This is a genomic window from Ruegeria sp. YTSA105 (assembly GCF_059610225.1).
Map to the genome: position 1 here is coordinate 54381 of NZ_JBXWNE010000009.1, position 21469 is coordinate 75849.

21 protein-coding genes are annotated in these 21469 nt (G+C 56.5%); 7 read left to right on the plus strand and 14 right to left on the minus strand.

Annotation, left to right across the window (positions count from 1 at the left end; all coding sequences use genetic code 11):
* Positions 1–62 precede the first annotated feature (62 nt).
* From AC2FH2_RS12755 to AC2FH2_RS12785, 7 genes are all read left to right on the plus strand, one after another.
* Positions 63–668, plus strand: coding sequence for a helix-turn-helix domain-containing protein (locus AC2FH2_RS12755; protein ID WP_281973159.1), 606 nt, complete (start codon positions 63–65; stop codon positions 666–668).
* A 133-nt stretch (positions 669–801) separates the two neighbouring features.
* Positions 802–2385 carry an ABC transporter substrate-binding protein gene (locus AC2FH2_RS12760; RefSeq protein ID WP_496713223.1) on the plus strand — a complete coding sequence of 528 codons (1584 nt, stop codon included), beginning with the start codon at positions 802–804 and terminating at the stop codon, positions 2383–2385.
* A 57-nt stretch (positions 2386–2442) separates the two neighbouring features.
* A complete protein-coding gene (locus AC2FH2_RS12765) occupies positions 2443–3384 on the plus strand; it encodes an ABC transporter permease (protein ID WP_142637818.1) in 942 nt (313 codons plus the stop codon).
* Positions 3381–4238 carry an ABC transporter permease gene (locus AC2FH2_RS12770; protein ID WP_496823820.1) on the plus strand — a complete coding sequence of 286 codons (858 nt, stop codon included), beginning with the start codon at positions 3381–3383 and terminating at the stop codon, positions 4236–4238. Before AC2FH2_RS12765 ends, AC2FH2_RS12770 begins: the two co-directional genes overlap by 4 nt.
* Positions 4239–4240: 2 nt before the next feature.
* Positions 4241–5233, plus strand: coding sequence for an ABC transporter ATP-binding protein (locus AC2FH2_RS12775; RefSeq protein WP_496823822.1), 993 nt, complete (start codon positions 4241–4243; stop codon positions 5231–5233).
* On the plus strand, positions 5230–6225 hold the full coding sequence (locus tag AC2FH2_RS12780) for an ABC transporter ATP-binding protein (RefSeq protein WP_496694012.1): 996 nt from the start codon (positions 5230–5232) through the stop codon (positions 6223–6225). Before AC2FH2_RS12775 ends, AC2FH2_RS12780 begins: the two co-directional genes overlap by 4 nt.
* Positions 6218–8017: an aminopeptidase P family protein gene (locus AC2FH2_RS12785; RefSeq protein ID WP_496690007.1), complete on the plus strand. Its 1800-nt coding sequence runs from the start codon at positions 6218–6220 to the stop codon at positions 8015–8017. Before AC2FH2_RS12780 ends, AC2FH2_RS12785 begins: the two co-directional genes overlap by 8 nt.
* Positions 8018–8032: 15 nt before the next feature.
* Here the strand turns inward: AC2FH2_RS12785 and AC2FH2_RS12790 are convergent, their stop codons facing one another.
* The 14 genes from AC2FH2_RS12790 to AC2FH2_RS12855 form a co-directional block, all read right to left on the minus strand.
* Complete coding sequence (locus tag AC2FH2_RS12790) at positions 8033–8545, minus strand: hypothetical protein (RefSeq protein WP_142637807.1); 513 nt, start codon at positions 8543–8545, stop codon at positions 8033–8035.
* A gap of 309 nt (positions 8546–8854) precedes the next feature.
* Positions 8855–9250, minus strand: a complete 396-nt coding sequence (locus tag AC2FH2_RS12795) for a RidA family protein (protein WP_142637805.1) — start codon at positions 9248–9250, stop codon at positions 8855–8857.
* Positions 9247–9654 carry an acyl-CoA thioesterase gene (locus tag AC2FH2_RS12800; protein WP_142637803.1) on the minus strand — a complete coding sequence of 136 codons (408 nt, stop codon included), beginning with the start codon at positions 9652–9654 and terminating at the stop codon, positions 9247–9249. Before AC2FH2_RS12800 ends, AC2FH2_RS12795 begins: the two co-directional genes overlap by 4 nt.
* Entirely contained in the window at positions 9654–10340 is a 687-nt protein-coding gene (locus AC2FH2_RS12805; protein WP_496823825.1) for an ABC transporter ATP-binding protein, read from the minus strand. The genes AC2FH2_RS12800 and AC2FH2_RS12805 overlap by 1 nt, the downstream gene beginning before the upstream one ends.
* On the minus strand, positions 10337–11086 hold the full coding sequence (locus AC2FH2_RS12810; protein ID WP_282027717.1) for an ABC transporter ATP-binding protein: 750 nt from the start codon (positions 11084–11086) through the stop codon (positions 10337–10339). Before AC2FH2_RS12810 ends, AC2FH2_RS12805 begins: the two co-directional genes overlap by 4 nt.
* Positions 11079–12059, minus strand: a complete 981-nt coding sequence (locus AC2FH2_RS12815) for a branched-chain amino acid ABC transporter permease (protein ID WP_496823907.1) — start codon at positions 12057–12059, stop codon at positions 11079–11081. The genes AC2FH2_RS12810 and AC2FH2_RS12815 overlap by 8 nt, the downstream gene beginning before the upstream one ends.
* Before the next feature lie 2 nt (positions 12060–12061).
* Positions 12062–12982, minus strand: coding sequence for a branched-chain amino acid ABC transporter permease (locus tag AC2FH2_RS12820; RefSeq protein ID WP_281995512.1), 921 nt, complete (start codon positions 12980–12982; stop codon positions 12062–12064).
* A gap of 51 nt (positions 12983–13033) precedes the next feature.
* Positions 13034–14164, minus strand: coding sequence for an ABC transporter substrate-binding protein (locus AC2FH2_RS12825; protein WP_271950002.1), 1131 nt, complete (start codon positions 14162–14164; stop codon positions 13034–13036).
* Between the two features lie 126 nt (positions 14165–14290).
* Positions 14291–15901 carry an AMP-binding protein gene (locus AC2FH2_RS12830; RefSeq protein ID WP_496823828.1) on the minus strand — a complete coding sequence of 537 codons (1611 nt, stop codon included), beginning with the start codon at positions 15899–15901 and terminating at the stop codon, positions 14291–14293.
* Positions 15901–17052, minus strand: a complete 1152-nt coding sequence (locus AC2FH2_RS12835; RefSeq protein WP_271950000.1) for an acyl-CoA dehydrogenase family protein — start codon at positions 17050–17052, stop codon at positions 15901–15903. The genes AC2FH2_RS12830 and AC2FH2_RS12835 overlap by 1 nt, the downstream gene beginning before the upstream one ends.
* Positions 17052–17852 carry an enoyl-CoA hydratase family protein gene (locus tag AC2FH2_RS12840; protein WP_271949998.1) on the minus strand — a complete coding sequence of 267 codons (801 nt, stop codon included), beginning with the start codon at positions 17850–17852 and terminating at the stop codon, positions 17052–17054. The genes AC2FH2_RS12835 and AC2FH2_RS12840 overlap by 1 nt, the downstream gene beginning before the upstream one ends.
* A complete protein-coding gene (locus AC2FH2_RS12845; protein WP_496823830.1) occupies positions 17842–18309 on the minus strand; it encodes a MarR family winged helix-turn-helix transcriptional regulator in 468 nt (155 codons plus the stop codon). Before AC2FH2_RS12845 ends, AC2FH2_RS12840 begins: the two co-directional genes overlap by 11 nt.
* Positions 18306–19037 carry an SDR family NAD(P)-dependent oxidoreductase gene (locus AC2FH2_RS12850; RefSeq protein ID WP_281973173.1) on the minus strand — a complete coding sequence of 244 codons (732 nt, stop codon included), beginning with the start codon at positions 19035–19037 and terminating at the stop codon, positions 18306–18308. Before AC2FH2_RS12850 ends, AC2FH2_RS12845 begins: the two co-directional genes overlap by 4 nt.
* Positions 19034–21328, minus strand: a complete 2295-nt coding sequence (locus tag AC2FH2_RS12855; RefSeq protein ID WP_496823832.1) for a bifunctional salicylyl-CoA 5-hydroxylase/oxidoreductase — start codon at positions 21326–21328, stop codon at positions 19034–19036. Before AC2FH2_RS12855 ends, AC2FH2_RS12850 begins: the two co-directional genes overlap by 4 nt.
* Between the last annotated feature and the right edge of the window lie 141 nt (positions 21329–21469).

The window sequence follows — 21469 nt, forward strand, 5'->3', positions numbered from 1 at the left end:
TTTGATATTTCCTCTGCGATCCGGTTGAATGCGCGGCAACCCACTATTCCGGGAGACAGGGAATGAACGCAGCAAACGCGCGCGACAAATCAAAGCCGAAGGGCACGCCGACCGAGCTGGGGCAGGCAATTCGCAGGCGGCGCAAGGCGATGGGCCTGACTTTGGACAAGGTCGCACAGACCTCTGATCTGACAACGGGCTTTCTGTCTCAGGTCGAGCGCGGCCTGAGCTCACCCTCGCTGACCTCGCTGATGGCGATTGCCGCGGCACTTCAAACCAGCATCGAAAAGCTGCTCAGCGTACCCGAAGTGTTCAGCGAATATGTGGCAAAGGACAACCGCCAGACATATTCCCTGGGTATGCGGGGCAGGTTTTATGAGAAGCTGGGCCCTGGTTTTACCGGTGCATTGTTCAACCCACAGATCGTTCATCGCCCCCCGGGGCACGTTTCCGAAAAGATGCGGCATGAGGGCGAGGCGTTTTGCTATTTGATCTCGGGACGGCTTGAATATCACCTTGGTGACAAGGTTTTCATTATGTCGCCAGGTGACGTCGTTCACCACGACACATCTACCCGTCATTTCTCAGTCGTATTGGGGGACGTAGAAGCCGTAGAGCTTTGGGTAACAACCTCTCCGATCAATGATTCCGGCTTTGTGGCAAGTTAAATTGACCAACCGAACAGAGGTCAGCCTAAATACATTTGGCCAATTTTCACCCACCACTAAAAAAAGCTTTAGTATTGTTAAGAATCGGATATGGTCGCCCCGAGCATGAATTCATTCTGCGGGAGGACTGATTATGAAATTGAAGACGGTTTTGGGACTAACCGTTGCCGCTACCCTGGCCATGCCTGCTTTGGCACAGGAAAGAGGCGGCACACTCAACTTTGCACGCTATGACGGGTCGCGCCTGATTGATCCGATCTATGCGGATCGCAACCCTGATATCTGGATGGTCGGCAGCCTGTTCGACACCCTGCTGCGGAGCAGTGCCGACGGCAATTCCGTCGAACCCGGCCTTGCTGAGACCTATACAGTCTCTGACGATGGTAAAACGGTTTCGCTGACCCTGCGCGAGGGGATCAAATTCGCAAACGGTTCGCCCATGTCAGGTGACGACGTAGTCTTTTCCCTCGACCGAGCGCGCAATCCCGACCTGAGCCCCTGGGCTGGCTTGCTGGGTTCGATCGACGCGGTTACCGCAGATGGAAACGCGATCACGGTTGCCCTTGGCAGCCCGGATCCAACCATCCTGTCCATGCTGGCCACATTCAACACGGCAATCGTGTCCAAAGCGGCCTTTGAGGCTGCAGAAGGTGCAACAGATCAGGAAAAATCCGCTGCGATATTTGCCGCCACAGCCGCCGGAGTAGGCTCTGGCCCCTTCTATCTGTGTGGCTTTGAACAAGGTGCATCGATGGATTTCTGCGCCAATGAAAACTATTGGCGCATGGGCGCAGACGGCAAAGCTCTGCCGTATCTGGATGCCGTACATTTTGAGATCATCCCGGATGACGCTACCCGCATTCTGAGTTTGCAGGCCGGAGAAGTTGATGCCGCAGAATTCATCCCGTTCAGCCGTGTGGCCGAGCTGGAGCAGGATTCAAACATCAACATGAACCTCTATCCGTCCACGCGGATCATCTATTCGCCAATCAATACGCGCGATAACCGAGCCGATGGTTCTGCCAACCCACTGGCCGACGCCCGCGTCCGGCAGGCGCTGAACTATGGCACCAACAAAGAAGCGTTGATCGGGCTGGTACTGCATGGCGCGGGTCAACCGATGAGCTCGCCGTTGATGGCCAAGGCTACCCAATATGCCGCCGACATGACCCCGCTCTATGGCTATGACGTGGACAAGGCCAAGGCATTGTTGGCCGAGGCCGGGTTTGCCGATGGAACCGAAATCACCTTTACCACGCTGGCAGGTTCTGCGGACGATGCAACCATCTTTGCGGCGCTTCAGCAGATGTGGGCTCCTCTGGGCGTCGATCTTGTGGTCGAGCAAGTGGACGGCGCAACACGCGGCGCTAAGAACCGATCAGGTGAGTTTGACATTCACACCTATGGCTGGGTCAACGATGTAAATGATCCCAGTCAGGTGGTGGGCTGGCTGGGCCACACACCCACGGCCAAGGCAGTAGGAACCGGCTGGGAAAACGCCGAGTTTAACACCCTGTTCGACGAAGCCGCCGGTGAAATGGACGCCGAGGCGCGCAAAGCGAAATTCGCCCGAATGCAAGAGCTCTATGCCGAAGCAGCCCCCCTGCTGTTCATGTATGAGACCCCCTTTGCCGTTGCAGTTGGCTCAGCTGTCGAAGGCTATGTCCAGACCCCTCTGGGCAACAATATCTTCGATCAAGCAACCGTCAGCCGCTAAGGTAAGACCCCTGGTCCCGCCGCTTTCAGGCGGCGGGACAAATTTGCGGAGCTCGCTTTGTCCAGCCTGTCCTATATCTTCAAACGACTCCTGATGATGATCCCGACCTTTTTTCTGGTTATGATCATTATTTTTCTTCTTGTTCGATTGCTACCGGGGGACCCTGCCATTGCGATGGCCGGTGATCGTGCCTCGGACGCCGACATCCAGGCCATCCGTGAACGGCTTGGGTTGACCGAACCTATGCTGGTGCAATTCTGGCTGTTCCTGACCAACACCGTGCAGGGCGATCTGGGTCGGTCCATCCTGATGCGCTCGGATGTGATCAATGTGATTTCTGACCGTCTTCCTATCACTGTCTTCCTGACCGTATATTCGGTGGTTTTGTCGCTGCTGATTGCCGGTCCGCTGGCCTTTGTTGCCGCGCTCAACCGGGGGCGCTGGCCTGATGCTGTGATCCGCACTGTCTTTCAGATCGGGCTGTCGATGCCGGTGTTCTATATTGGCCTCGTTCTGTTGACCTTTCTGGCAGCACAGCTGCGCCTGTTTCCGGTCGGAGGATATGGCGACACCTTTACCGAGCGGCTCTATCACCTGTTCCTGCCTTCAGTGACCGTAGCGCTTTACACCTCGGCCATCATCATGCGGAACCTGCGCAGCGCGATTATCGAGGTTCTGGACGCCGAATATGTTCAGTTCGCGCGTGCCAAAGGCCTGCCGCCTCGTTTGGTTCTGGGTCGCCACGTCCTGCGCAATGCGCTGATTTCCACGGTAACCCTGCTGGGCCTGTCCATCGGCAATCTGATGAGCGGGACATTGGTCACCGAAACCGTATTCGCCGTGCCCGGAATGGGGCGCCTGATGCTCGAGGCTATCTTTGCCCGCGACTACCCCCTGATTCAGGGGCTGACACTGACATTTGCTGTTCTGGTTTCCGTGGTTTTCCTGATGACCGACCTGTTTCAGAGTCGCCTTGACCCAAGGATGCGCCTGCAATGAGTGACGCGACCTTCAACAGCACCTCGCAGCGCCCCACCTTCATGCAGCGGGCCTTGCGCAAACCTGGGTTCGTGGCCGGGTGCATCATCATCGGGTTTTCGGTGCTGCTTGCCCTGTTTCCCGGCGTATTCGCGCCCTATGACCCAAGCGCAATCGACTATCTGGCCCTGCGCCAACCACCATCCTGGGCACATCCGTTCGGCACAGATCTGTTAGGGCGCGACAGCCTATCCCGCGTCATCTGGGCCTATCAGGTCAACATGCAGATGGCAATTTTCGGGACTGTATTCGCATTGGTCACCGGTATAACGGTTGGCGCGCTGGTCGGGTATTATCGCGGCATCGCGGACATGATCTTTGGCCGCATCGTTGACGCTGTAATAACCTTTCCTTTCCTGGTTCTTGTCATTGCCGTGGTTGCGGTTCTAGGGCCGGGCCTGATCAACATGTATATCGCGATTTCAGTTGTTTACTGGGTCTATTATGCGCGCCTGATGCGGGCCGAGGTGATCGCTCAAATGGGGAATGACTATGCCTCGGCCGGGGTGGTCATGGGCTATTCTGACTGGCGCATCATCTTTCGCCACCTGCTGCCAAACGCGATAACGCCGGTTATCGTCTATTGGATGACCGACATGGCGCTGGTGATCCTGCTGGGGTCATCCCTGGGCTATCTTGGTTTGGGGGCGCAACCACCGCAGGCCGAATGGGGCGTGCTGATCGCCGAAGGGCGCAACTTTATCTCGACCGCCTGGTGGCTGAGCCTGATGCCCGGCATCGCCATCGTTCTGACCGGCCTTGGCTTTTCGCTTTTGGGCGATGGGCTTGCCGATCTGCTGAGACCGCGGGGATAGCGATGCAGGACCAAACGAAACTTCTAGAAGTAACCGGGCTATGCACAACCTTTCACAAGAACGGTCGCGCGCTGCCTGCGCTGCGCGATGTCAGTTTCGGCGTGAACCGGGGTGAAGTTTTGGGGCTGGTCGGCGAAAGCGGGTCGGGCAAGAGCGTCACGTTGCGCTCGATCATGGGGCTGGCGCGCCGCTATGGCGACGTGACCGGCCAGGTGCGCTGGAATGGGCGTGATCTGATATCCATGTCAGACAGGGCTCTTCGTCGGTTTCAGGGTCGCGAAATCGCGATGATTTTTCAGGAACCGATGACTTCGCTGAACCCTCTGCTGACTGTCGGACTGCAACTGGAAGAGACCCTGCGTGCCCATACCGACCTGCCCCGCGCCGCGCGCTTGGATCGGGCAATCGAAATGCTGGACCTTGTCGGCATCCCCTCGGCAGCGCAACGCTTGAAGGATTATCCTCACCAATTTTCCGGCGGAATGCGCCAGCGGGTCATGATCGCAATAGCGCTTGCCGCAGAACCCAAACTGTTGCTGGCGGATGAACCCACCACAGCTCTGGACGTGACCATTCAGGCCCAGATCCTCGATCTGATCCTGCGACTGGCGCAGGATATGGATATGGGGGTTGTGCTGGTCACCCATGATCTTGGCGTGGTTGCCCAGACTTGCGACAACGTGGCCGTTATGTATGCGGGACGGATCGTCGAACAAGGGCCGGTCCGCGATGTGCTGCGGGCACCGCATCACCCCTATACTGTGGGTCTGATGCGGTCTGTGCCCGAAAACATCGCTCCTCGCACGCCGCTATATTCTGTTCCCGGAGTGCCGCCCGCACTGGATGCCCTGCCTGCTGGATGCGCGTTTGCACTGCGCTGTGCCGCCTGCATAGACGCCTGCACGCAAGAGCGCCCAGCGATGACCCTGATCACCGATCAAAGACAGGTCGCCTGTTTCAACCCGATAACCAAAACCCAAGGGAACGCCGCATGACTGCCCTGATGCAAATCCGCGACCTGCATCTGCGGTTCCCAATGGGCCGCAGCATCGGCGATGTCATTTCGCGGCGTCCTGGTCGCGAAGTACGGGCGCTGAATGGTGTCAGCCTAGATCTGACCCGCGGCGAAACTCTGGGCGTCGTCGGAGAGTCCGGGTGTGGAAAGTCCACACTAGCCCGGTGTATCGTGCGCCTTCATAAGCCCAGCGACGGTTCAATCCACTTTGAAGGTCAGGACATATTCGACGGCGAAATCAAAGCTGACCGCACCTATAACCGCCGGGTTCAGATGATGTTCCAGGACCCCTATTCATCGCTCAATCCCCGGATGACGACAGGGCAAATTCTGGCCGAAGCCCTGAGCGTTCACAACATGCGCCCAGAAGCAGAAATTCCCGACCGTGTGGCCGAGTTGCTTGATCTGGTCCGCCTTCCGAAGGACGCGCAAGACAAGCTGCCGCACGAATTCTCCGGAGGTCAGCGTCAGCGGATCGCCATTGCGCGCGCATTGGCGGTCGAACCCGAAGTTCTGATTGCGGACGAACTGGTCTCGGCACTAGATGTTTCGGTTCAGGCGCAGGTGGTAAACCTGTTGCTGGACCTGCAGCGGGAACTTGATCTGACAATCCTGTTTGTGGCCCATGACCTGCGGCTTGTCCGTCATGTTTCAAACCGGGTCGCGGTAATCTACCTTGGGCGGATCGTTGAAATCGGCGACAGCGAAACCTTGTTTTCCGCCCCCTCCCACCCTTACAGCCAAGCTCTGCTTTCAGCCGCCCCTTCGCTGGACCCCGACAACCGCGGTGCCGTCAAGCGGCTTGAGGGAGAGCTGCCTTCACCACTGAACATGCCCTCAGGGTGTCCGTTCCATGTCCGGTGCCCTCACGCCAGCAACATATGCGAAACCAAAGTGCCTGCCCTGATGCCTTTTGAAAATCGTGGCGAGGTCGCCTGTCACCATGTTGAAGAGATAAATGCCGATGCTTGATGCCCCCGGAACCGACCGATCCGCGATTGTTTCGGCCTTGCGCGCAGAGCTTAAAGCACAAGGTCTGGATGCCTTTATCGTGCCCCGCTACGACGCACATCAGGGCGAATATGTTGCCCCTCATGATGAACGCCTCGCCTTTGTAACTGGCTTCAGCGGCTCGGCAGGCATGGCCATCGTCACACCCGAAACTGTCGCTTTATTTGTCGATGGCCGCTATGTGGTGCAGGCTGCAAACCAGTGTGCCGAGGCTGTTTTCTCGCACCATCATCTGTTTAACGAGCCGCCCGAATACTGGCTGGCCGCCGTTGCACAGAAAGGATGGAAAATCGGCTTTGACTCGATGCACCTACCGCCGGTCTGGTTTGACCGATTTGAGCACGGGCTGGAAGGCAGCGGTGCCGCGATGGTAGCGACGGCTTCAAATCCGGTCGATGCAATCTGGACCGACCAACCCGCTGCCCCCCAAGGACAGATCGAGCCATTTCCACTTCAGTTTTCGGGCCGGGCGGCGGGTGATAAGATCTCGGATCTGGCCACTGAGCTAACACGCCGAGAGGCCGGCTTGCTGGTGGAAACTCAGCCCGACAACATCGCCTGGCTGCTTAATGTGCGTGGCTCAGACGTGGCTTTCAACCCTGTTCCCAACTCTTTCCTTCTGTTGCAAAGCTCGGGCCAAGTGCACTGGTTCGTGTCTGACCAAAAACTGGATGCCGATGTCACTGACCACATGCCGGAAAATGTTTCGGTTCAGGCGCCGGATGGTTTTCTGTCTACACTCAGTGATCTCACAGCGCCCGGCCAGGCTGTGATTTTCGACCCCGATTTTTCGCCGACGGCGGTCAAACAAGTGCTGGAGCGTACCGGAGCGAAGGGCGTGCCGGTCAACGGATTGTTAAGCAAAACCAAAGCCCGCAAGAATACAACGGAACTGGAAGGGTTGCGCGCTTGCCATATCCGGGACGGGATCGCCTGGACCGAATTCTGCGCCTGGCTGGCGGCTCAGGTACAGAAACAGGCTGAACCGGTGACCGAGCGTGAAGCAGAACAGCGGGTATTGGCCTTCCGCCGCGCTCAGGATGGGTTCATCCACGAAAGCTTCAACACAATCTCGGCCGCCGATGGCAATGCCGCGATGTGCCATTACGCTACCGAGGCCGACAATACCGTTCCGATCCAACCGCGGGGCACATACCTGCTGGATTCCGGGGGGCAGTACGACACCGGCACAACGGATGCCACGCGCAGCTTTTCGTTCGGGCCTCAGCGGCCTGATGGATATGACCGGGCCTATACCGCAGTGTTCAAGGCCTTTCACGCTCTGGCCACGCTGCGCTTTCCTGCAGGCACTCAGGGCCATCACATTGATGCAATCTGTCGCCGACCGCTGTGGGATCTGGGATTGGATTATGACCACGGTACGGGTCATGGAATTGGCCACCGGTTGTCTGTCCATGAACATCCGCAGCGCATTGGCAAACCTTACAACCCGGTCGACCTGATGCCTGGCATGGTTATGTCGATCGAGCCGGGATATTACGAGGCCGGCAGGTTCGGCATTCGCATCGAAAACCTGTTCGAAATTGTCGAGGCAGATGACGGATTTCTGGAGTTCTCGAACATGACCTGGATCCCGATCCAGACGGATATGTTGATGCCAGATATGCTGAATCAGTCAGAAATTGACTGGATCAATGACTATCATGCCAAGGTTCTCAGACAGGTCGGGCCGCATCTTTCGCCTCTGGCCCTTAGATGGGCCCAGACGGCCTGTGCAACGCTGACCAAATAAACCAGAGTTTTGCCATCAGACCACCGTTCGAGGTGTCTTTCCTGCAAATACCGGCTGGACCCGGGCACCCTGATATTCGCAGGCGTTATCCAACCAGGCCAGAAACAGACGCGTGTTTCCAACAATGTGAGGGACAAAGCCGAAATCCGGTCGATTACCGGCCAGCTTTTGAACCAAAGAACCCGTTTGCAACACGAAGATCGCGCCCCCTACCACAACGGCGGCGCTGATTGTGGGCGAGGCTGCGATCTCATGGCTTTGGGTTCCGGCCACCCAAAGAGCAAATGCCAGACGCGTCATCGCCACCGTATCCGTGACGCGGCGCAAGCCAGGAAGGAAATAGGTGGATAGAGCCGTCGCGCATACAATGACAGCCATATAGATCAGGCCGATAACAACCGGGACGGGTAATCCGAAACGCGTTGCCTCTATATGTGAGTAAAGAGTGAAACCTGAGGCAAAAGCCAGAGCCGCAATCAGCGACAACCGCCGTCTTTCGAGACTTAGATGCCTTGTGACTCTTTTCACTGCGTCGACCCTCATGTTTTGTTGAGGATCTGTTTGAGATATGAATTTGTGATTGATCTGACGAAATAGCGGCGGAAGTTTGTCTTTGTCTCCCCTCACCATTCAATCGGTCGCCCAAATGACTTGGTTACGCCCTGCACGTTGGCCTTTTCACTCTGGTACGAGCACAAAATCCAGCCCGGTTTAGGCCGCTGCAACCCGCTTCGGCGGCCCTGTGATTTCAGAAAAGAGGTTTGGCAGAATTCTCACCTCCTATGGTGAAAATCGCTCAAATTCATTCCGCTGGGCCCGTTTCAATGTCGCTTGCCTTCAGGATAAATGTGCTGTCGCTTCAATTTCCAACAAGGCCTCGTCTTCGACCAAACCCGCCACGATGATCATTGACATCGCAGGAAAATGCCTGCCGAAAACCTCACGATAGGCGGCCCCAACTTCGGCTTGCAGAGACAGATATTCGCGTTTGTCTGTTACGAACCAGGTCAGGCGGGTCACATCGCGGGCCGAGCCACCAGCGGCCTCGACAATATCAACGATATTCTGCAGCGCCTGTTTCATCTGTCCGATGAACCCGCCGCTGACAAATTTCTTGTTCGCGTCCCATCCTATTTGCCCGCCGATATGTAACGTTCCATCTTTGGTCAAAACGCCATTGGCATATCCTTTGGCAGGCAACCAGCCATCGGGGTGAATTGTCTTGTGGCTCATAGCGCGTCGTCCCTGAATGCCTCGAGTTTTTTACGGATGTCTGCGGGCCAGGCCGTTGGACCGCCCTTTGAATCTACATGAACAAGCGTTGCTACGCTTGTCAGTCGCTCCTCTTGCGCACAACTGGCCACGACCGAGTATTCGGCTGAACTGCGTCCGATCTTTGTGATCTTCATCCGGAATATCAAATGGTCACCGTGACGGCTGGGCGCTGAAAATCGGGTTTGTATCTGTGCGGTAGGCACTGCGCCAACAGGATGAATCTCTTCAAACGGTTTGCATAGCACCTGATCGAAATAGGTCTCAACGCAATCATTGATCATCTCGAAATAGCGCGGGAAAAAGACAATCCCCGCCGGGTCGCAATGTTTGAACAGAACCTTTTGGTGGAATTCAAAAGTCATCAGACCCCCACATATTTTTCTGTGATGTCATGACTGAGATCCACCATCGCGCCAGACCAGACTGTTTTACCGCGCTCAAGAATGACCGCGCGGTCAGACACCAGCGCCAACTCTTTCAGAGACTTGTCGATCAACAGGATCGAAACATTGGTTTCCTGTTTCAGGCGATGCAAGACCGACCAGATTTCCTGTCGCACGATCGGAGCCAGCCCTTCGGTTGCTTCATCGAGGATCAAGAGCTGCGGATTTGTCATCAGGGCGCGCCCGATAGCCAGCATCTGTTGTTCTCCGCCGGATAGTGAGGCTGCCCCTTGGCCCTGACGTTCCTCTAACCGTGGGAACAGTTCAGCCACCTTCTGCAATGTCCACTCGCCGGGTCTGGCAGCTGCGATCAGATTCTCGCGCACCGTCAGGTCGGCAAAGCACCGGCGCCCCTCGGGTACCAGCCCGACACCAAGACGCGCGACCTTATAGCTGGGTAGAGCGTGCAGATTCTGATTGTTCAGCGACAAGGTGCCCTCGGACCGGATCATCCGGCAAATGGCTTTGACAGTCGTGGTCTTGCCCATCCCATTGCGCCCCATAAGGGCTGTAACCTCGCCCTGCGCCAGAGAAAGATCGACGCCAAATAAAGCCTGACTGACGCCGTATGTCGCGGTCAGGTTTTCTACCCGCAACAAAGTCATGCCTCATCCCCCAGATAGGCATCGCGCACCTCACGGCTTGCGCGGATTTCATCTGCCGTCCCGGTTGCAATCACCTTGCCATAGACCAATACGCTGATCCGGTCAGCCAGCGCAAAAACGGCGTCCATATCATGTTCGACAAGGAGGATGGGCGCCTCTTCCCGCAGACCGTCAAGAAACCCGGTCAACCGTTTGGACCCTCCAGCGCCAAGCCCGGCCATCGGTTCATCCATGACAAAGACCCTAGGTGACAAAGTCAAAGCCACGGCGACTTCAAGCTGGCGGCGTTGACCATGGCTGAGATTTGCGCAACGCGTTTCGCGTTCATCGCCCAGGCCCACCCTTTCCAGCGCAGCCTCGGCCCTTTCGAGCAGCTCTGGCCGTTTCAAGGCAGGTTTCCAGAACCGCCATACGAGGTTTTCCGCACCCATGGCGCTCAACACGACGTTTTCCAGAACCGTATCTTCCATGCACAGTTCAGATATCTGGAACGTCCGCCCCATCCCTGCTCTTGCCCGCTTTTGCGTGCCAAGGTCCGACACATCCTGTCCGCACAGCAAAACACGCCCTGAATCCGGTTGCAAACCTCCGCAAATCTGCTGGATCAACGTGGATTTTCCCGCTCCATTCGGACCAATTATGGCGTGGATCTCTCCTGGCCTGAGATCAATCGAGACGTTATCCGTAGCCTTTAACGCGCCAAAGCTTTTGTTCAGACTCTCGGTGGCAAGGACCGGATCAGACATGTGCCCCCTCTTTCCCGGTTAGCAGCCCAATCAGGCCACCGCGACCAAACAGAACGATGCACAGCAGAACAATACCCAAATATACATGCCAGAAATCGGTTAGTTCACCCAGAAAATGCTCGAGCGCGACAAACACACAAGCCCCAATTACCGGACCCATCAGGCGTCCGACACCTCCGATGATTATCAGCACAATCAATTCGCCAGAAAGCTGCCAACTGAACATAGACGGCGAAACGAACCGGTTGAGATCGGCAAACAGCGCCCCGGCCAGACCAGTGACAGCGCCGGACAGAACAAAGGCCAGAAGTTTCAGACGCATGGGATTCAATCCCACGGTCTCGACCCGCGCCGTAGATTGCCGCGTCGCATTAAGAGCCAGCCCGAATGGCGCGGCTTGCATCCGCGCAAACAGGAACAGGAGGAGACATAGCAGCGCGAAACAGATGCCGTAAAACTGGATCGGATCCAATGTGTTGAGGCCGGGAAAACCGTTGCGAACATAGATGGATAATCCGTCTTCGCCCCCGTATTGCGCCCAAGAAATCGCGAAGTAGTAAAACATCTGTCCGAAGGCCAGCGTAATCATGATGAAATAAACGCCTGACGTTCTTAGGGACAGAAGACCGACGAAAAAGGCAGCAATGCCCGAAGTAAGCATCGCAACTATCCAGATCACGGGCATGGATTTACTGCCTTCGATAGAAATCAAGCCCAAATCCAGTGCAGTGTAGGTCTGCGCGTGATAGGTCAGAATGCCCATCGCATAGCCGCCGATCCCGAAGAAAACAGCATGGCCAAAGCTGACCAACCCCCCAATTCCCAGGATGACATTCAGACCAACCGCTGCAAGCGCCAAGATCACCGCCCGCGTCACAAGCGTGATTGTGAAGGGCTGGTCCGCGGCCAGCGCCCAAAGGGGCAGCGCCAGCAGGCCGGCGATCATCAGGCCATTGATGTATCTTTCATTCATTCTCATGCGCGGGCTCCGAACAGACCTGTTGGGCGCCAGATCAGGACCAGTCCCATCAGGACATAGATTCCCATTGATGCCAGAGCCGAGCCGCTTTTCTGAGCGGCTCCCGGTTCCATGAACAGTTTGAACAGCTCGGGCAGGAAAACCCCGCCCAGCGTGTCGGTTAGCCCAACCAACAGCGCCCCGATGAACGCCCCCCGAACCGAGCCTATGCCACCGATTACGATAACCACGAAGGCCAGGATCAGAACAGGTTCACCCATGCCCACCTGTACCGACTGAATTGCCCCAACCAAAGCACCGGCAAGCCCCGCCAGCCCCGCCCCTAGTGCAAATACCAACGTATAAAGTTTCGAGATGTCGACGCCCAGTGCGGCAATCATTTCCCGGTCGTTCTTACCGGCCCGTATCTGCACACCCAAACGCGTGCGTTCGATCAGGGCCCACAAACCTACTGCAACAGCAAGACCAATCCCGATCAGGGTTAGGCGATAGAGGGGATATTCGATCCCGCCCTGCAGCGTGATCGGACCCGAAAGTGCCGCTGGAATATCCAGGAACAATGGGAAAGACCCAAAGACCCACCTTGTCCCTTCGGAAAAGATCAGGATCAGTGCAAAGGTGGCCAGAACCTGATCCAAATGTGGTGCCTGATAAAGCCGCCGGATAACGAGCATTTCTACGATCACCCCTGCCAGTGCGGCCGCAGCCAGAGCAGCAATCAGAGCAAGCAGAAATGACCCGGTCGCCCCTGCAACTGCTGCAGCGGCAAATGCACCCACCATGTACAAAGAGCCATGGGCCAGGTTGATCAGGCCCATCACCCCGAAGATCAGCGTCAGGCCAGCAGCCATCAAAAACAACATGACGCCGAACTGCAGCCCGTTCAGGATCTGCTCGATAATCAGGATCGAGGACATGGAAACTCCGGTGATCTGCCCGCCCACTTTTAGGGGCAGGCAGAAATTCAGTTACATTTTGCACTCGGCCGCGTAGGCATCAGAGTGGTTTTCAAGAGCTACGCCAAGGATCTTATTGGTAAATACATCACCTTCTTTGATCACTTCGCGCGCATAGATGGTCTGAACCGGATGATGGTTCGGGCCAAAGCTGAAATCCCCTCGTGTGCTGTTGAAATCCGCCGCCCTCAGCGCTTCGCGGAAGGCATCCGCATCTGACGGGTCAGCCTTGTCAAGCGCGGCAAGCAACAGGTTAGCGGTATCGAATCCCTGACTGGCGTAAAGCGAGGGCAGACGTCCGTATTCTGCCTGAAAGCTTTCGACAAAGGCAGCGTTGGTCGGGTTGTCGATATCCTTGTTCCACTGCGAAGTGTTCACCACGCCCAGCGCCGCATCGCCTACCGCCTGCAGAATGCCCTGATCAAAGCTGAAGGCTGGGCCAACAACTGGAAGATCGATCCCGCTGTCGGCATATTGCTTCAGAAACGAAATCCCCATCCCGCCGGGCAGGAAGAAAAAGACGCTATCCGCATCGCTTGCGCGGATTTGCGCGATTTCAGCTGCATAATCAGTCTGGCCAAGCTCGGTATAGATCTCACCGGCCAGATCACCTTCGAAAAAGCGTTTATAGCCTGTCAGCGCGTCGACACCCGCCGGGTAATTCGGAGCAAGTATGAAGCTGCTCTTGTAACCCGCACCATTGGCGTATGCGCCCGCGGCCTCGTGCAGGTTGTCGTTCTGCCAGGCAACGTTGAAATAGTTCTGGTGACAGCCCTTCCCCGCTAGAGGTGACGGGCCCGCATTGGGTGACAGATAGAAAACGTCCTGGTTCACGGCGGCTGGCACAACCGCCATCGCCAGGTTTGACCAGATGATACCGGTCATCACATCTACACGTTCGGATTGGATCATCTTGTCTGACAGCTGTACCGCGATATCCGGTTTGCGCTGGTCGTCTTCGATCACCACCTCGATATCATCCCGCCCCGATTGAGCAATCGCAAGCATGAACCCATCCCGTACGTCGATGCCCAAACCGGCCCCGCCGCCTGAAAGCGTTGTGATCATCCCCACCTTAACTTCCGCTGTAACACCCGTCGCGCACAGCGCGGTGATCGCTGCAGCCGCCAATAGTCTCTTCATCGTCTTCTCCCTTCGTTGGTCCTATGAACGCGATTTATGTCATTATTCTCAACGTTCGGTCTATGCCTTTGGCAATTCGGTCTTTTTCTTACATTCTTTCTGCCCGCTATATTCTACATACATTGATCATGATTTCAGGCGGAAACGCTGGATTTTTCCGGTCGCGGTTTTGGGCAAACCATCGCAGAACCGGATCGAGCGCGGGTATTTATACGGGGCAATCATAGATTTCACATGAGCCTGAAGGGCTTCGCGCATAGCGTCATCAGCCGTACCTGAAGCCAGAACAACATGTGCTTGGACAATATTACCCCTCTCAGCATCTGGGACGCCGATCACCGCGCATTCCGCAACGGCTTCATGCGCCAGAAGTGCGGCTTCGACTTCGGGTCCGGCTATGTTGTATCCGGCCGAGATAATCATGTCGTCATTGCGCGCAGAAAAATGAAAATACCCCTCTGCGTCCCGATAAAAGCTGTCACCAGTGATATTCCACCCATCTGTCACATAACCCGCCTGCCGCTTATCATTCAGATACCGGCACCCTGTCGGACCACGAACAGCCAGGCGTCCGATATCCCCAACTGCAGCTTCAGTTCCGTCTGGGTTTAGTACTTTGGCCTCATATCCGGTAACCGGCCTGCCGGTACTGGCTGGGCGGTGATCGTCAAACCGGTTTGAAATAAAGATGTGCAACATCTCGGTCGCGCCGATCCCGTCGAGCATTGGTTTGCCTGTCTTGGAAATCCACTCGTCATAGATTGGCTGTGGTAAGGTCTCGCCCGCCGACACAGCCGCACGCAGACTAGACAGATCAACACCGTCATCCATCGCCTGCAGCATGACCCGATAGGCGGTTGGCGCAGTGAAACAGACAGTCGCTTTGTATTTTTCGATTATCTCGATCATGCCCGCAGGCGAGGCTTGTTCTAACAGGGTTGCAGTCGCGCCGAACCGCAACGGAAACACCGCCAGACCACCCAACCCGAATGTGAAGGCCAAAGGTGGAGAACCAACAAAAACGTCCTCCGGAACGACCTGCAACACCTCACGCGCATAGCTGTCGGCAATGATCAGAATATCTCTGTGAAAATGCATGGTGGCCTTGGGCTCACCTGTCGAGCCGGAGGTGAAACCCAACAAGGCCACGTCGTCGCGCCCGGTTTTAACGCAATCGAACTGTACCGGTTTTTCAAGTGCTAGACGATCAAGCTCGGCATCGTGGTTTGAAGTTCCGTCGAACCCGACAACCCGCTGCAGGAACCGGCTATCACTGGCGCAGGACTGCATTTCGTCGATCAGCCGGGTATCACATAATGCAAACTGGATTTCCGCCTTATCGACAATTTTCGTCAGTTCTGCAGCGCGCAACATCGGCATAGTATTGACGACGACCGCACCCACCTTGGTTGCGGCAAGCCAGCACGCAACCATTGCCGGATTGTTAGCCGATCGGATCAGCACCCGGTTTCCCGGCTCGACCCCCAAGTCAACGACCAATACATGTGCCAGCCTGTTGGTCCAGTCGCTGAGCTCTTTATAAGTTCGTTGCCGACCATTGCCGATCAAAGCGGTATGATCACCAAAGCCCTTGGCAACCATGGCATCGGTCAGCTCATATGCTGCATTCACATGATCGGAATATGCAAAACCCGCCAACAGGAAGTCGGGCCACTGATCCTGGGGGGGCAGGTTATCGCGGCTGAACGTGTCGGTATGTGCAGACGGTCCAAGCATCACCTTCCCTCCATGTGCGCGGCCATCGTCTGACGTGCAATGATTACTTTTTGAACGTCCGAGGCGCCCTCGTAGATGCGCAAGGCACGGATTTCTCGGTACAGAGATTCAACCGCCATCCCAGAACGCACCCCGTCGCCACCAAACAACTGAACCGCCTTGTCGATAATCAACTGCGCCTGATCGGTAGCAAACAGCTTGGCCATCGCCGCCTCACGTGTGATGCGCGCCGCTCCGCTGTCCTTGGCCCACGCTGCCCGATAGATCAAAAGCGCCGAAGCATCGACATCTAATGCCATCTCGGCGATGTGTCCCTGCACCATCTGCAAATCAAACAACGGGGCGCCTTGCACCTGCCGTTCCGATACCCGTGTCAGCGCCTCATCCAGCGCGCGTCGTGCAAATCCCAGCGCAGCGGCGGCCACCGTCGGGCGGAACAGGTCCAGCACAGACATTGCAATACGAAATCCTGCGCCAGCTTGACCGATCATCGCGCTAGCCGGCACACGCACATCATTGAAACGCAAAGTCGCCAATGGGTGTGGCGCGATTGTGTCCAGTCGCCCGACAACTTCGAAACCCTTCAGATCAGGAGTGATGATAAAAGCTGATAACCCTTTGGCCCCGGGTGCCTCGCCAGTACGGGCGAACAGGGTGTAGACATCTGCGATACCCCCGTTCGATATCCATGTCTTTTCACCGTTCAGGACAAAGTCGTTGCCATCACGGATAGCCGTCATTGTCGAATTTGCCACATCCGACCCCGATTGAGGTTCAGTCAATGCAAAGGCCGCGATAGCCTGACCAGAGCGCGTTTGCGGCAGCCAATGCGCCTTTTGGCCTTTTGAGCCGAACAACGAGATCGCACCGGTTCCAAGCCCCTGCATTGCAAAGGCGAAATCGGCCAACCCATCATGGCGGGCAAGTGTTTCACGGCTGAGGCACAGCGTCCTGACATCCAAATGGCCGCTTTCGTCCGAAGTAGGCTGCAGCAGCCCTGCGTCGCCCAGCTGGCGGACCAGATCGCGACAAGCCTGGTCCGGGTCGCCATGGTCAATAGCTAGTCCCCGAGCGACGTCTTGCACCCGATCCGCCCAGCCCCGGTGATGAGGGTCAAAGAATGGCCACGAAAGAAAGCTCTGATCTGCCATCAATCGCCCTCGAATACTGGTTTGTCTTTTGCAACAAAGGCCTTGTAGGCGCGTTCAAAATCTCCGGTTTGCATACAGATCGCCTGGGCCTGCGCCTCTGCTTCGATTGCCTGTTCGATCGACATAGACCACTCCTGCGCCAGCATGGTCTTGGTCATCATATGCGCAAAATTGGGGCCTGCCACGATACGGTCAGCCAGAGATTGCGCGGTAGCGTCAAGCTCGGATGGATCAACCACCGCATTGTAGAACCCCCAGGAAAGCCCCTCATCAGCGGTCATGCTGCGTCCGGTATAGAGCAGTTCGGCCGTACGCCCCTGCCCGATGATACGGGGCAGGATGGCGCAGGCCCCCATATCGCACCCTGCCAGCCCCACCCGCGTGAACAGGAATGCACATTTGGCCTGCGGGGTGGCGATACGCAAATCCGCAGCCATAGCGATGATGGCCCCGGCCCCCACGCAAATACCGTCCACTGCAGCAATCACCGGCTTGCCACAATTCACAATCGCCTTGACGAGATCTCCGGTCATTCGCGTGAAGAGCAACAGGTCCTTCATCTTCATGCGCGTTAGCGGACCGATGATATCGTGCACATCGCCGCCCGAGCTGAAATTGCCACCATTTGAGGCGAACACCACTGCATCTACCTCTTCTGAATAGACCAGATCCCTGAACCAATCGCGCAGTTCGGCATAGCTGTCGAAGGTCAAAGGGTTCTTACGCTCTGGTCGGTTCAGTGCAATCGTTGCAACCCGGTTCCGGATTTCGCAGCGAAAATGTTTGACGTCACTGGCCATCGATTTCCTCCGAAATAGTGAATTCGGTTGTCAGAGTGCGGGCGTCCTCGGCGGAAAACTGGCCAAGCATATCGGATATCCACGCCTCATGCGCCGCGGCCTGACGTGCGAATTCCTCGCATCCTTTTTGTGTCATGCGTACGCGATGGGCACGACGATCCCCAGGCACAGGTACGCGCACGAGCAGGCCGTCATCAGCCAGCCGATCCACGATTCCGGTCACATTCCCGTTCGAAACGCGCAGCGCACCCGAGATTTCGCTCATCTTCAGCCCATCTTCGAACCGCGACAGGGCTGCCATCACGTCGAAACGCGGCAGTGTCGTGTCGAACTCTAACCTGAGGTTCTCTCTTAGCGCTGCCTCGATGCCACGCGTGGTCTTGAGCAGCCGCAACCATAACCGCAACCTCTCTTTGGATGGATCTTCCAATGGTGCTTGAAGCGGGTTTGGGTTCATATCTCGCCTCCGGACAGGCTAAGCGCGTGGCCATTGACTGAATTTGCCGCATCCGAGCACAACCACCTCACGGCACCCGCTACGTCTTCGACCTGGATGAAACGACCCTGTGGGTTTATCTTTTTCAGGCTTTTCACCGCATTTTCCGCGCTCATTCCCGTCTTCTCGACGATGTTCGCAATCGAGCGATCCAGCATCGGCGTTTCCACAAACCCCGGACAAACCGCATTGACGGTGATGCCCGTCGCCGCAAGTTCGACCGCCAGAGACCGCGTCAGCCCGACCACCGCATGTTTTGTCGCACAATAGCCGGAAACATAAGGATAGCCCTTCAATCCGGCGGTGGACGCGATGGCAATCAGACGGCCCGCTCCTGCGGCTTGCATGTCAGGCAAAGCCGCCTGCCATAGATTGAAAACACCCACCAGATTCACATCCGTCAGGGTCCGCAGATCATCGGCGGTCATCCGATGAAACGGAAGCGAATGGGCCGCGCCGGCATTCGCAATCGCTATTGAAATCGGGCCGCGTTCTGCCCGTGCTGTTTCAATAGCAGCTAGGACCTGCTTGTCATCGGTCACATCACAAAGGACATACGGCAAGGCTTGCTGCTGCAGCTTGGCCTCTGTACGGCCCAAAATGGTAACGGCTGCTCCGCCATTCGCGAAATCTTGGGCTATAGCCGCACCAACGCCGGTGCCGCCGCCGGTTATGACGACATGTTTCATACTTCACCCGCCGTTTCCGCCATGCGATCTGCCAGGCGCCAAGCCTGATCCCGCCCGGCTTCATAGGGGCGGGGCCAAGTTTCCTGCCGGTCCCCCAACGCCGTAGCCGCGTGCAAGGTCCAGTACGGATCGTTCAGATGAGGCCGGGCAAGGCACACCAGATCCGCACGACCGGCCATGAGAATCGAATTTACGTGATCGGCTTCATAGATGTTCCCCACCGCCATAGTACTGATGCCGCATTCGTTTCTAATGCGGTCCGCGAAAGGGGTCTGGAACATACGGCCGTAAACCGGGTTAGCATCGGTCGAAGTCTGCCCGGCGGAAACATCCACGATATCTGCACCCGCCGCATCGAACATCGCCGCTATATCCACAGCTTGTTGCGGCGTCACGCCAGTAGGTCCGACCCAGTCATTGGCAGAAATGCGCACCGCCATCGGCTTATTTTTGGGCCAGGTCGTCCGCATAGCTGAAAAAACTTCAAGCGGATAACGCATACGGTTTTCAAGACTGCCCCCATACATGTCGTCGCGCGTGTTCGACAAAGGAGAGATAAAGGACGAGATGAGGTAGCCATGCGCCGCATGCAGTTCGATCATGTCAAACCCAGCACGATCTGCCATCCGGGCTGCTGTCACAAATTGGGACGTGACCCTATCCATATCTGCACGATCCATCGCGCTGGGCACAGCGTTACCGTCGGACCAAGGGATGGCCGAAGCTGATATCAAAGGCCAGTTTCCTTCCTTCAGCGGCTGGTCCATTCCTTCCCACCCGATGCAGGTTGAACCTTTGCGGCCCGAATGGCCGATTTGACAGCATATTTTGGCGTCGGTTTCCGCATGGACAAATTCGGTGAGTCGAGCCCATGCGGCCTCGTGTTCGGGCTCATAAAGCCCCGGGCATCCTGGGGTGATCCGGCCTTCGGCGCTGACACAGGTCATTTCGGTGTATACCAGCCCGGCGCCACCTTTGGCCCTTTCACCGTAATGGATCAGGTGCCAGTCAACCGGGCACCCATCAACCGCCTTGTACTGTGCCATGGGTGACACTACGATCCGGTTCTTTAACTGCATCCCCCGCAGGCGAAATGGCGCAAACATCGGGGGCCGGGCCATACCATCAGCAGCGCCCCCAGACTGCTGCATGAACCAGGCCTCGGCATGCCCCAGCCAGTTGGCATCGCGTTGGCGCAGGTTCTCGTGGCTGATCCGCTGAGACCGTGTCAGCATCGCGTAATTCAACTGAACCGAATCCTGATCGAGGTAAAGTTCGACATTCTCGAACCATTCGACCGAGTTCCGCGCTGCCGATTGCAGGCGCAACACTTCAAGACGACGCTCGTCCTCATACCGCGCGAAAGCCGCTTCAGGCGTATCTTCTTTATGGACGAAGTCAGCCAGCGCTATAGCGCTTTCCAGTGCCAGCTTTGTTCCCGAGCCAATGGAAAAATGTGCGGTCGCTGCGGCATCTCCCAGCAATACCAGGTTTTTGTAACTCCATTTTTCGCACAAGACCCTAGGAAACCGCAGCCAGGCCGAGCCGCGGATATGACTGGCATTGCTCATCAAGGGATGGCCGCCCAAATGATCTTTGAAAATGTCTTCGCACAAAGCGATGGACTCTTGCTTGGTCATCTCACCAAACCCAAAAGCATCGAAGGTCTGTTGCGAGCATTCCACGATGAAAGTCGCCGTATCCCGGTCGAACTGATAGGCATGTGCCCAGACCCAGCCCTTTGGCGTTTCCTCAAAAATAAAGGTGAAGGCGTCGTCAAACTTCTGATGCGTACCCAGCCAGACGAACTGACACCGTCGTTGGTCTATATCGGGTCGAAAAACATCTGCGAACTCGGCCCGTGACTTGGAGTTCAGCCCGTCCGAAGCCACAACGACGTCGTAGTTCATCATATAGTCCGAGGCTGATGCCGCCTCGGTCTCAAAGCGCATCTCGACACCAAGCTCGCGCGCTCGGTCTTGCAAAATGAGCAGCAGTTGCTTGCGTCCGATCCCGCAAAATCCGTGGCCGCTGGACACGGTGCGCTGACCTTTATGCACAAGTGCTACGTCATCCCAATAGGCAAAGTGTTTACGTATCACCGTCGCGCTGGCTGCGTCATTGGCGGCAAGATTATCCAGCGTCTCATCAGACAACACGACGCCCCAGCCAAATGTGTCATCCGGGCGGTTTCGCTCGATAACAACCACTTCGGCATCCGGATCGCGGAGCTTCATTGAAATCCCGAAATAGAGGCCAGCCGGCCCGCCGCCGAGACATGCAACACGCATCGTTACCTTCCCCCATTCGCAGCTTTACCTGAAACGCTAGACCAGGTGGCCCATCCCTTCAAGTAAAAATATTTTATACTTGAAGTTTCTACGTTCTGAATATCCATCCACAAATTCGCGACGGGTTGGTATTTTCCTGAG

What these genes read in the sequence shown, in the direction of transcription:
- AC2FH2_RS12805 (WP_496823825.1), bottom strand. Translation starts at nt 10,340, where the DNA reads ATGACTTTGTTGCGGGTAGAAAACCTGACCGCGACATACGGCGTCAGT.
- AC2FH2_RS12855 (WP_496823832.1), bottom strand. Translation starts at nt 21,328, where the DNA reads ATGCGTGTTGCATGTCTCGGCGGCGGGCCGGCTGGCCTCTATTTCGGG.
- AC2FH2_RS12785 (WP_496690007.1), top strand. Translation starts at nt 6,218, where the DNA reads ATGCTTGATGCCCCCGGAACCGACCGATCCGCGATTGTTTCGGCCTTG.
- AC2FH2_RS12795 (WP_142637805.1), bottom strand. Translation starts at nt 9,250, where the DNA reads ATGAGCCACAAGACAATTCACCCCGATGGCTGGTTGCCTGCCAAAGGA.
- AC2FH2_RS12830 (WP_496823828.1), bottom strand. Translation starts at nt 15,901, where the DNA reads ATGCTTGGACCGTCTGCACATACCGACACGTTCAGCCGCGATAACCTG.
- AC2FH2_RS12800 (WP_142637803.1), bottom strand. Translation starts at nt 9,654, where the DNA reads ATGACTTTTGAATTCCACCAAAAGGTTCTGTTCAAACATTGCGACCCG.
- AC2FH2_RS12835 (WP_271950000.1), bottom strand. Translation starts at nt 17,052, where the DNA reads ATGGCAGATCAGAGCTTTCTTTCGTGGCCATTCTTTGACCCTCATCAC.
- AC2FH2_RS12810 (WP_282027717.1), bottom strand. Translation starts at nt 11,086, where the DNA reads ATGTCTGATCCGGTCCTTGCCACCGAGAGTCTGAACAAAAGCTTTGGC.
- AC2FH2_RS12845 (WP_496823830.1), bottom strand. Translation starts at nt 18,309, where the DNA reads ATGAACCCAAACCCGCTTCAAGCACCATTGGAAGATCCATCCAAAGAG.
- AC2FH2_RS12850 (WP_281973173.1), bottom strand. Translation starts at nt 19,037, where the DNA reads ATGAAACATGTCGTCATAACCGGCGGCGGCACCGGCGTTGGTGCGGCT.
- AC2FH2_RS12755 (WP_281973159.1), top strand. Translation starts at nt 63, where the DNA reads ATGAACGCAGCAAACGCGCGCGACAAATCAAAGCCGAAGGGCACGCCG.
- AC2FH2_RS12820 (WP_281995512.1), bottom strand. Translation starts at nt 12,982, where the DNA reads ATGTCCTCGATCCTGATTATCGAGCAGATCCTGAACGGGCTGCAGTTC.
- AC2FH2_RS12815 (WP_496823907.1), bottom strand. Translation starts at nt 12,059, where the DNA reads ATGAATGAAAGATACATCAATGGCCTGATGATCGCCGGCCTGCTGGCG.
- AC2FH2_RS12840 (WP_271949998.1), bottom strand. Translation starts at nt 17,852, where the DNA reads ATGGCCAGTGACGTCAAACATTTTCGCTGCGAAATCCGGAACCGGGTT.
- AC2FH2_RS12770 (WP_496823820.1), top strand. Translation starts at nt 3,381, where the DNA reads ATGAGTGACGCGACCTTCAACAGCACCTCGCAGCGCCCCACCTTCATG.
- AC2FH2_RS12775 (WP_496823822.1), top strand. Translation starts at nt 4,241, where the DNA reads ATGCAGGACCAAACGAAACTTCTAGAAGTAACCGGGCTATGCACAACC.
- AC2FH2_RS12780 (WP_496694012.1), top strand. Translation starts at nt 5,230, where the DNA reads ATGACTGCCCTGATGCAAATCCGCGACCTGCATCTGCGGTTCCCAATG.
- AC2FH2_RS12825 (WP_271950002.1), bottom strand. Translation starts at nt 14,164, where the DNA reads ATGAAGAGACTATTGGCGGCTGCAGCGATCACCGCGCTGTGCGCGACG.
- AC2FH2_RS12760 (WP_496713223.1), top strand. Translation starts at nt 802, where the DNA reads ATGAAATTGAAGACGGTTTTGGGACTAACCGTTGCCGCTACCCTGGCC.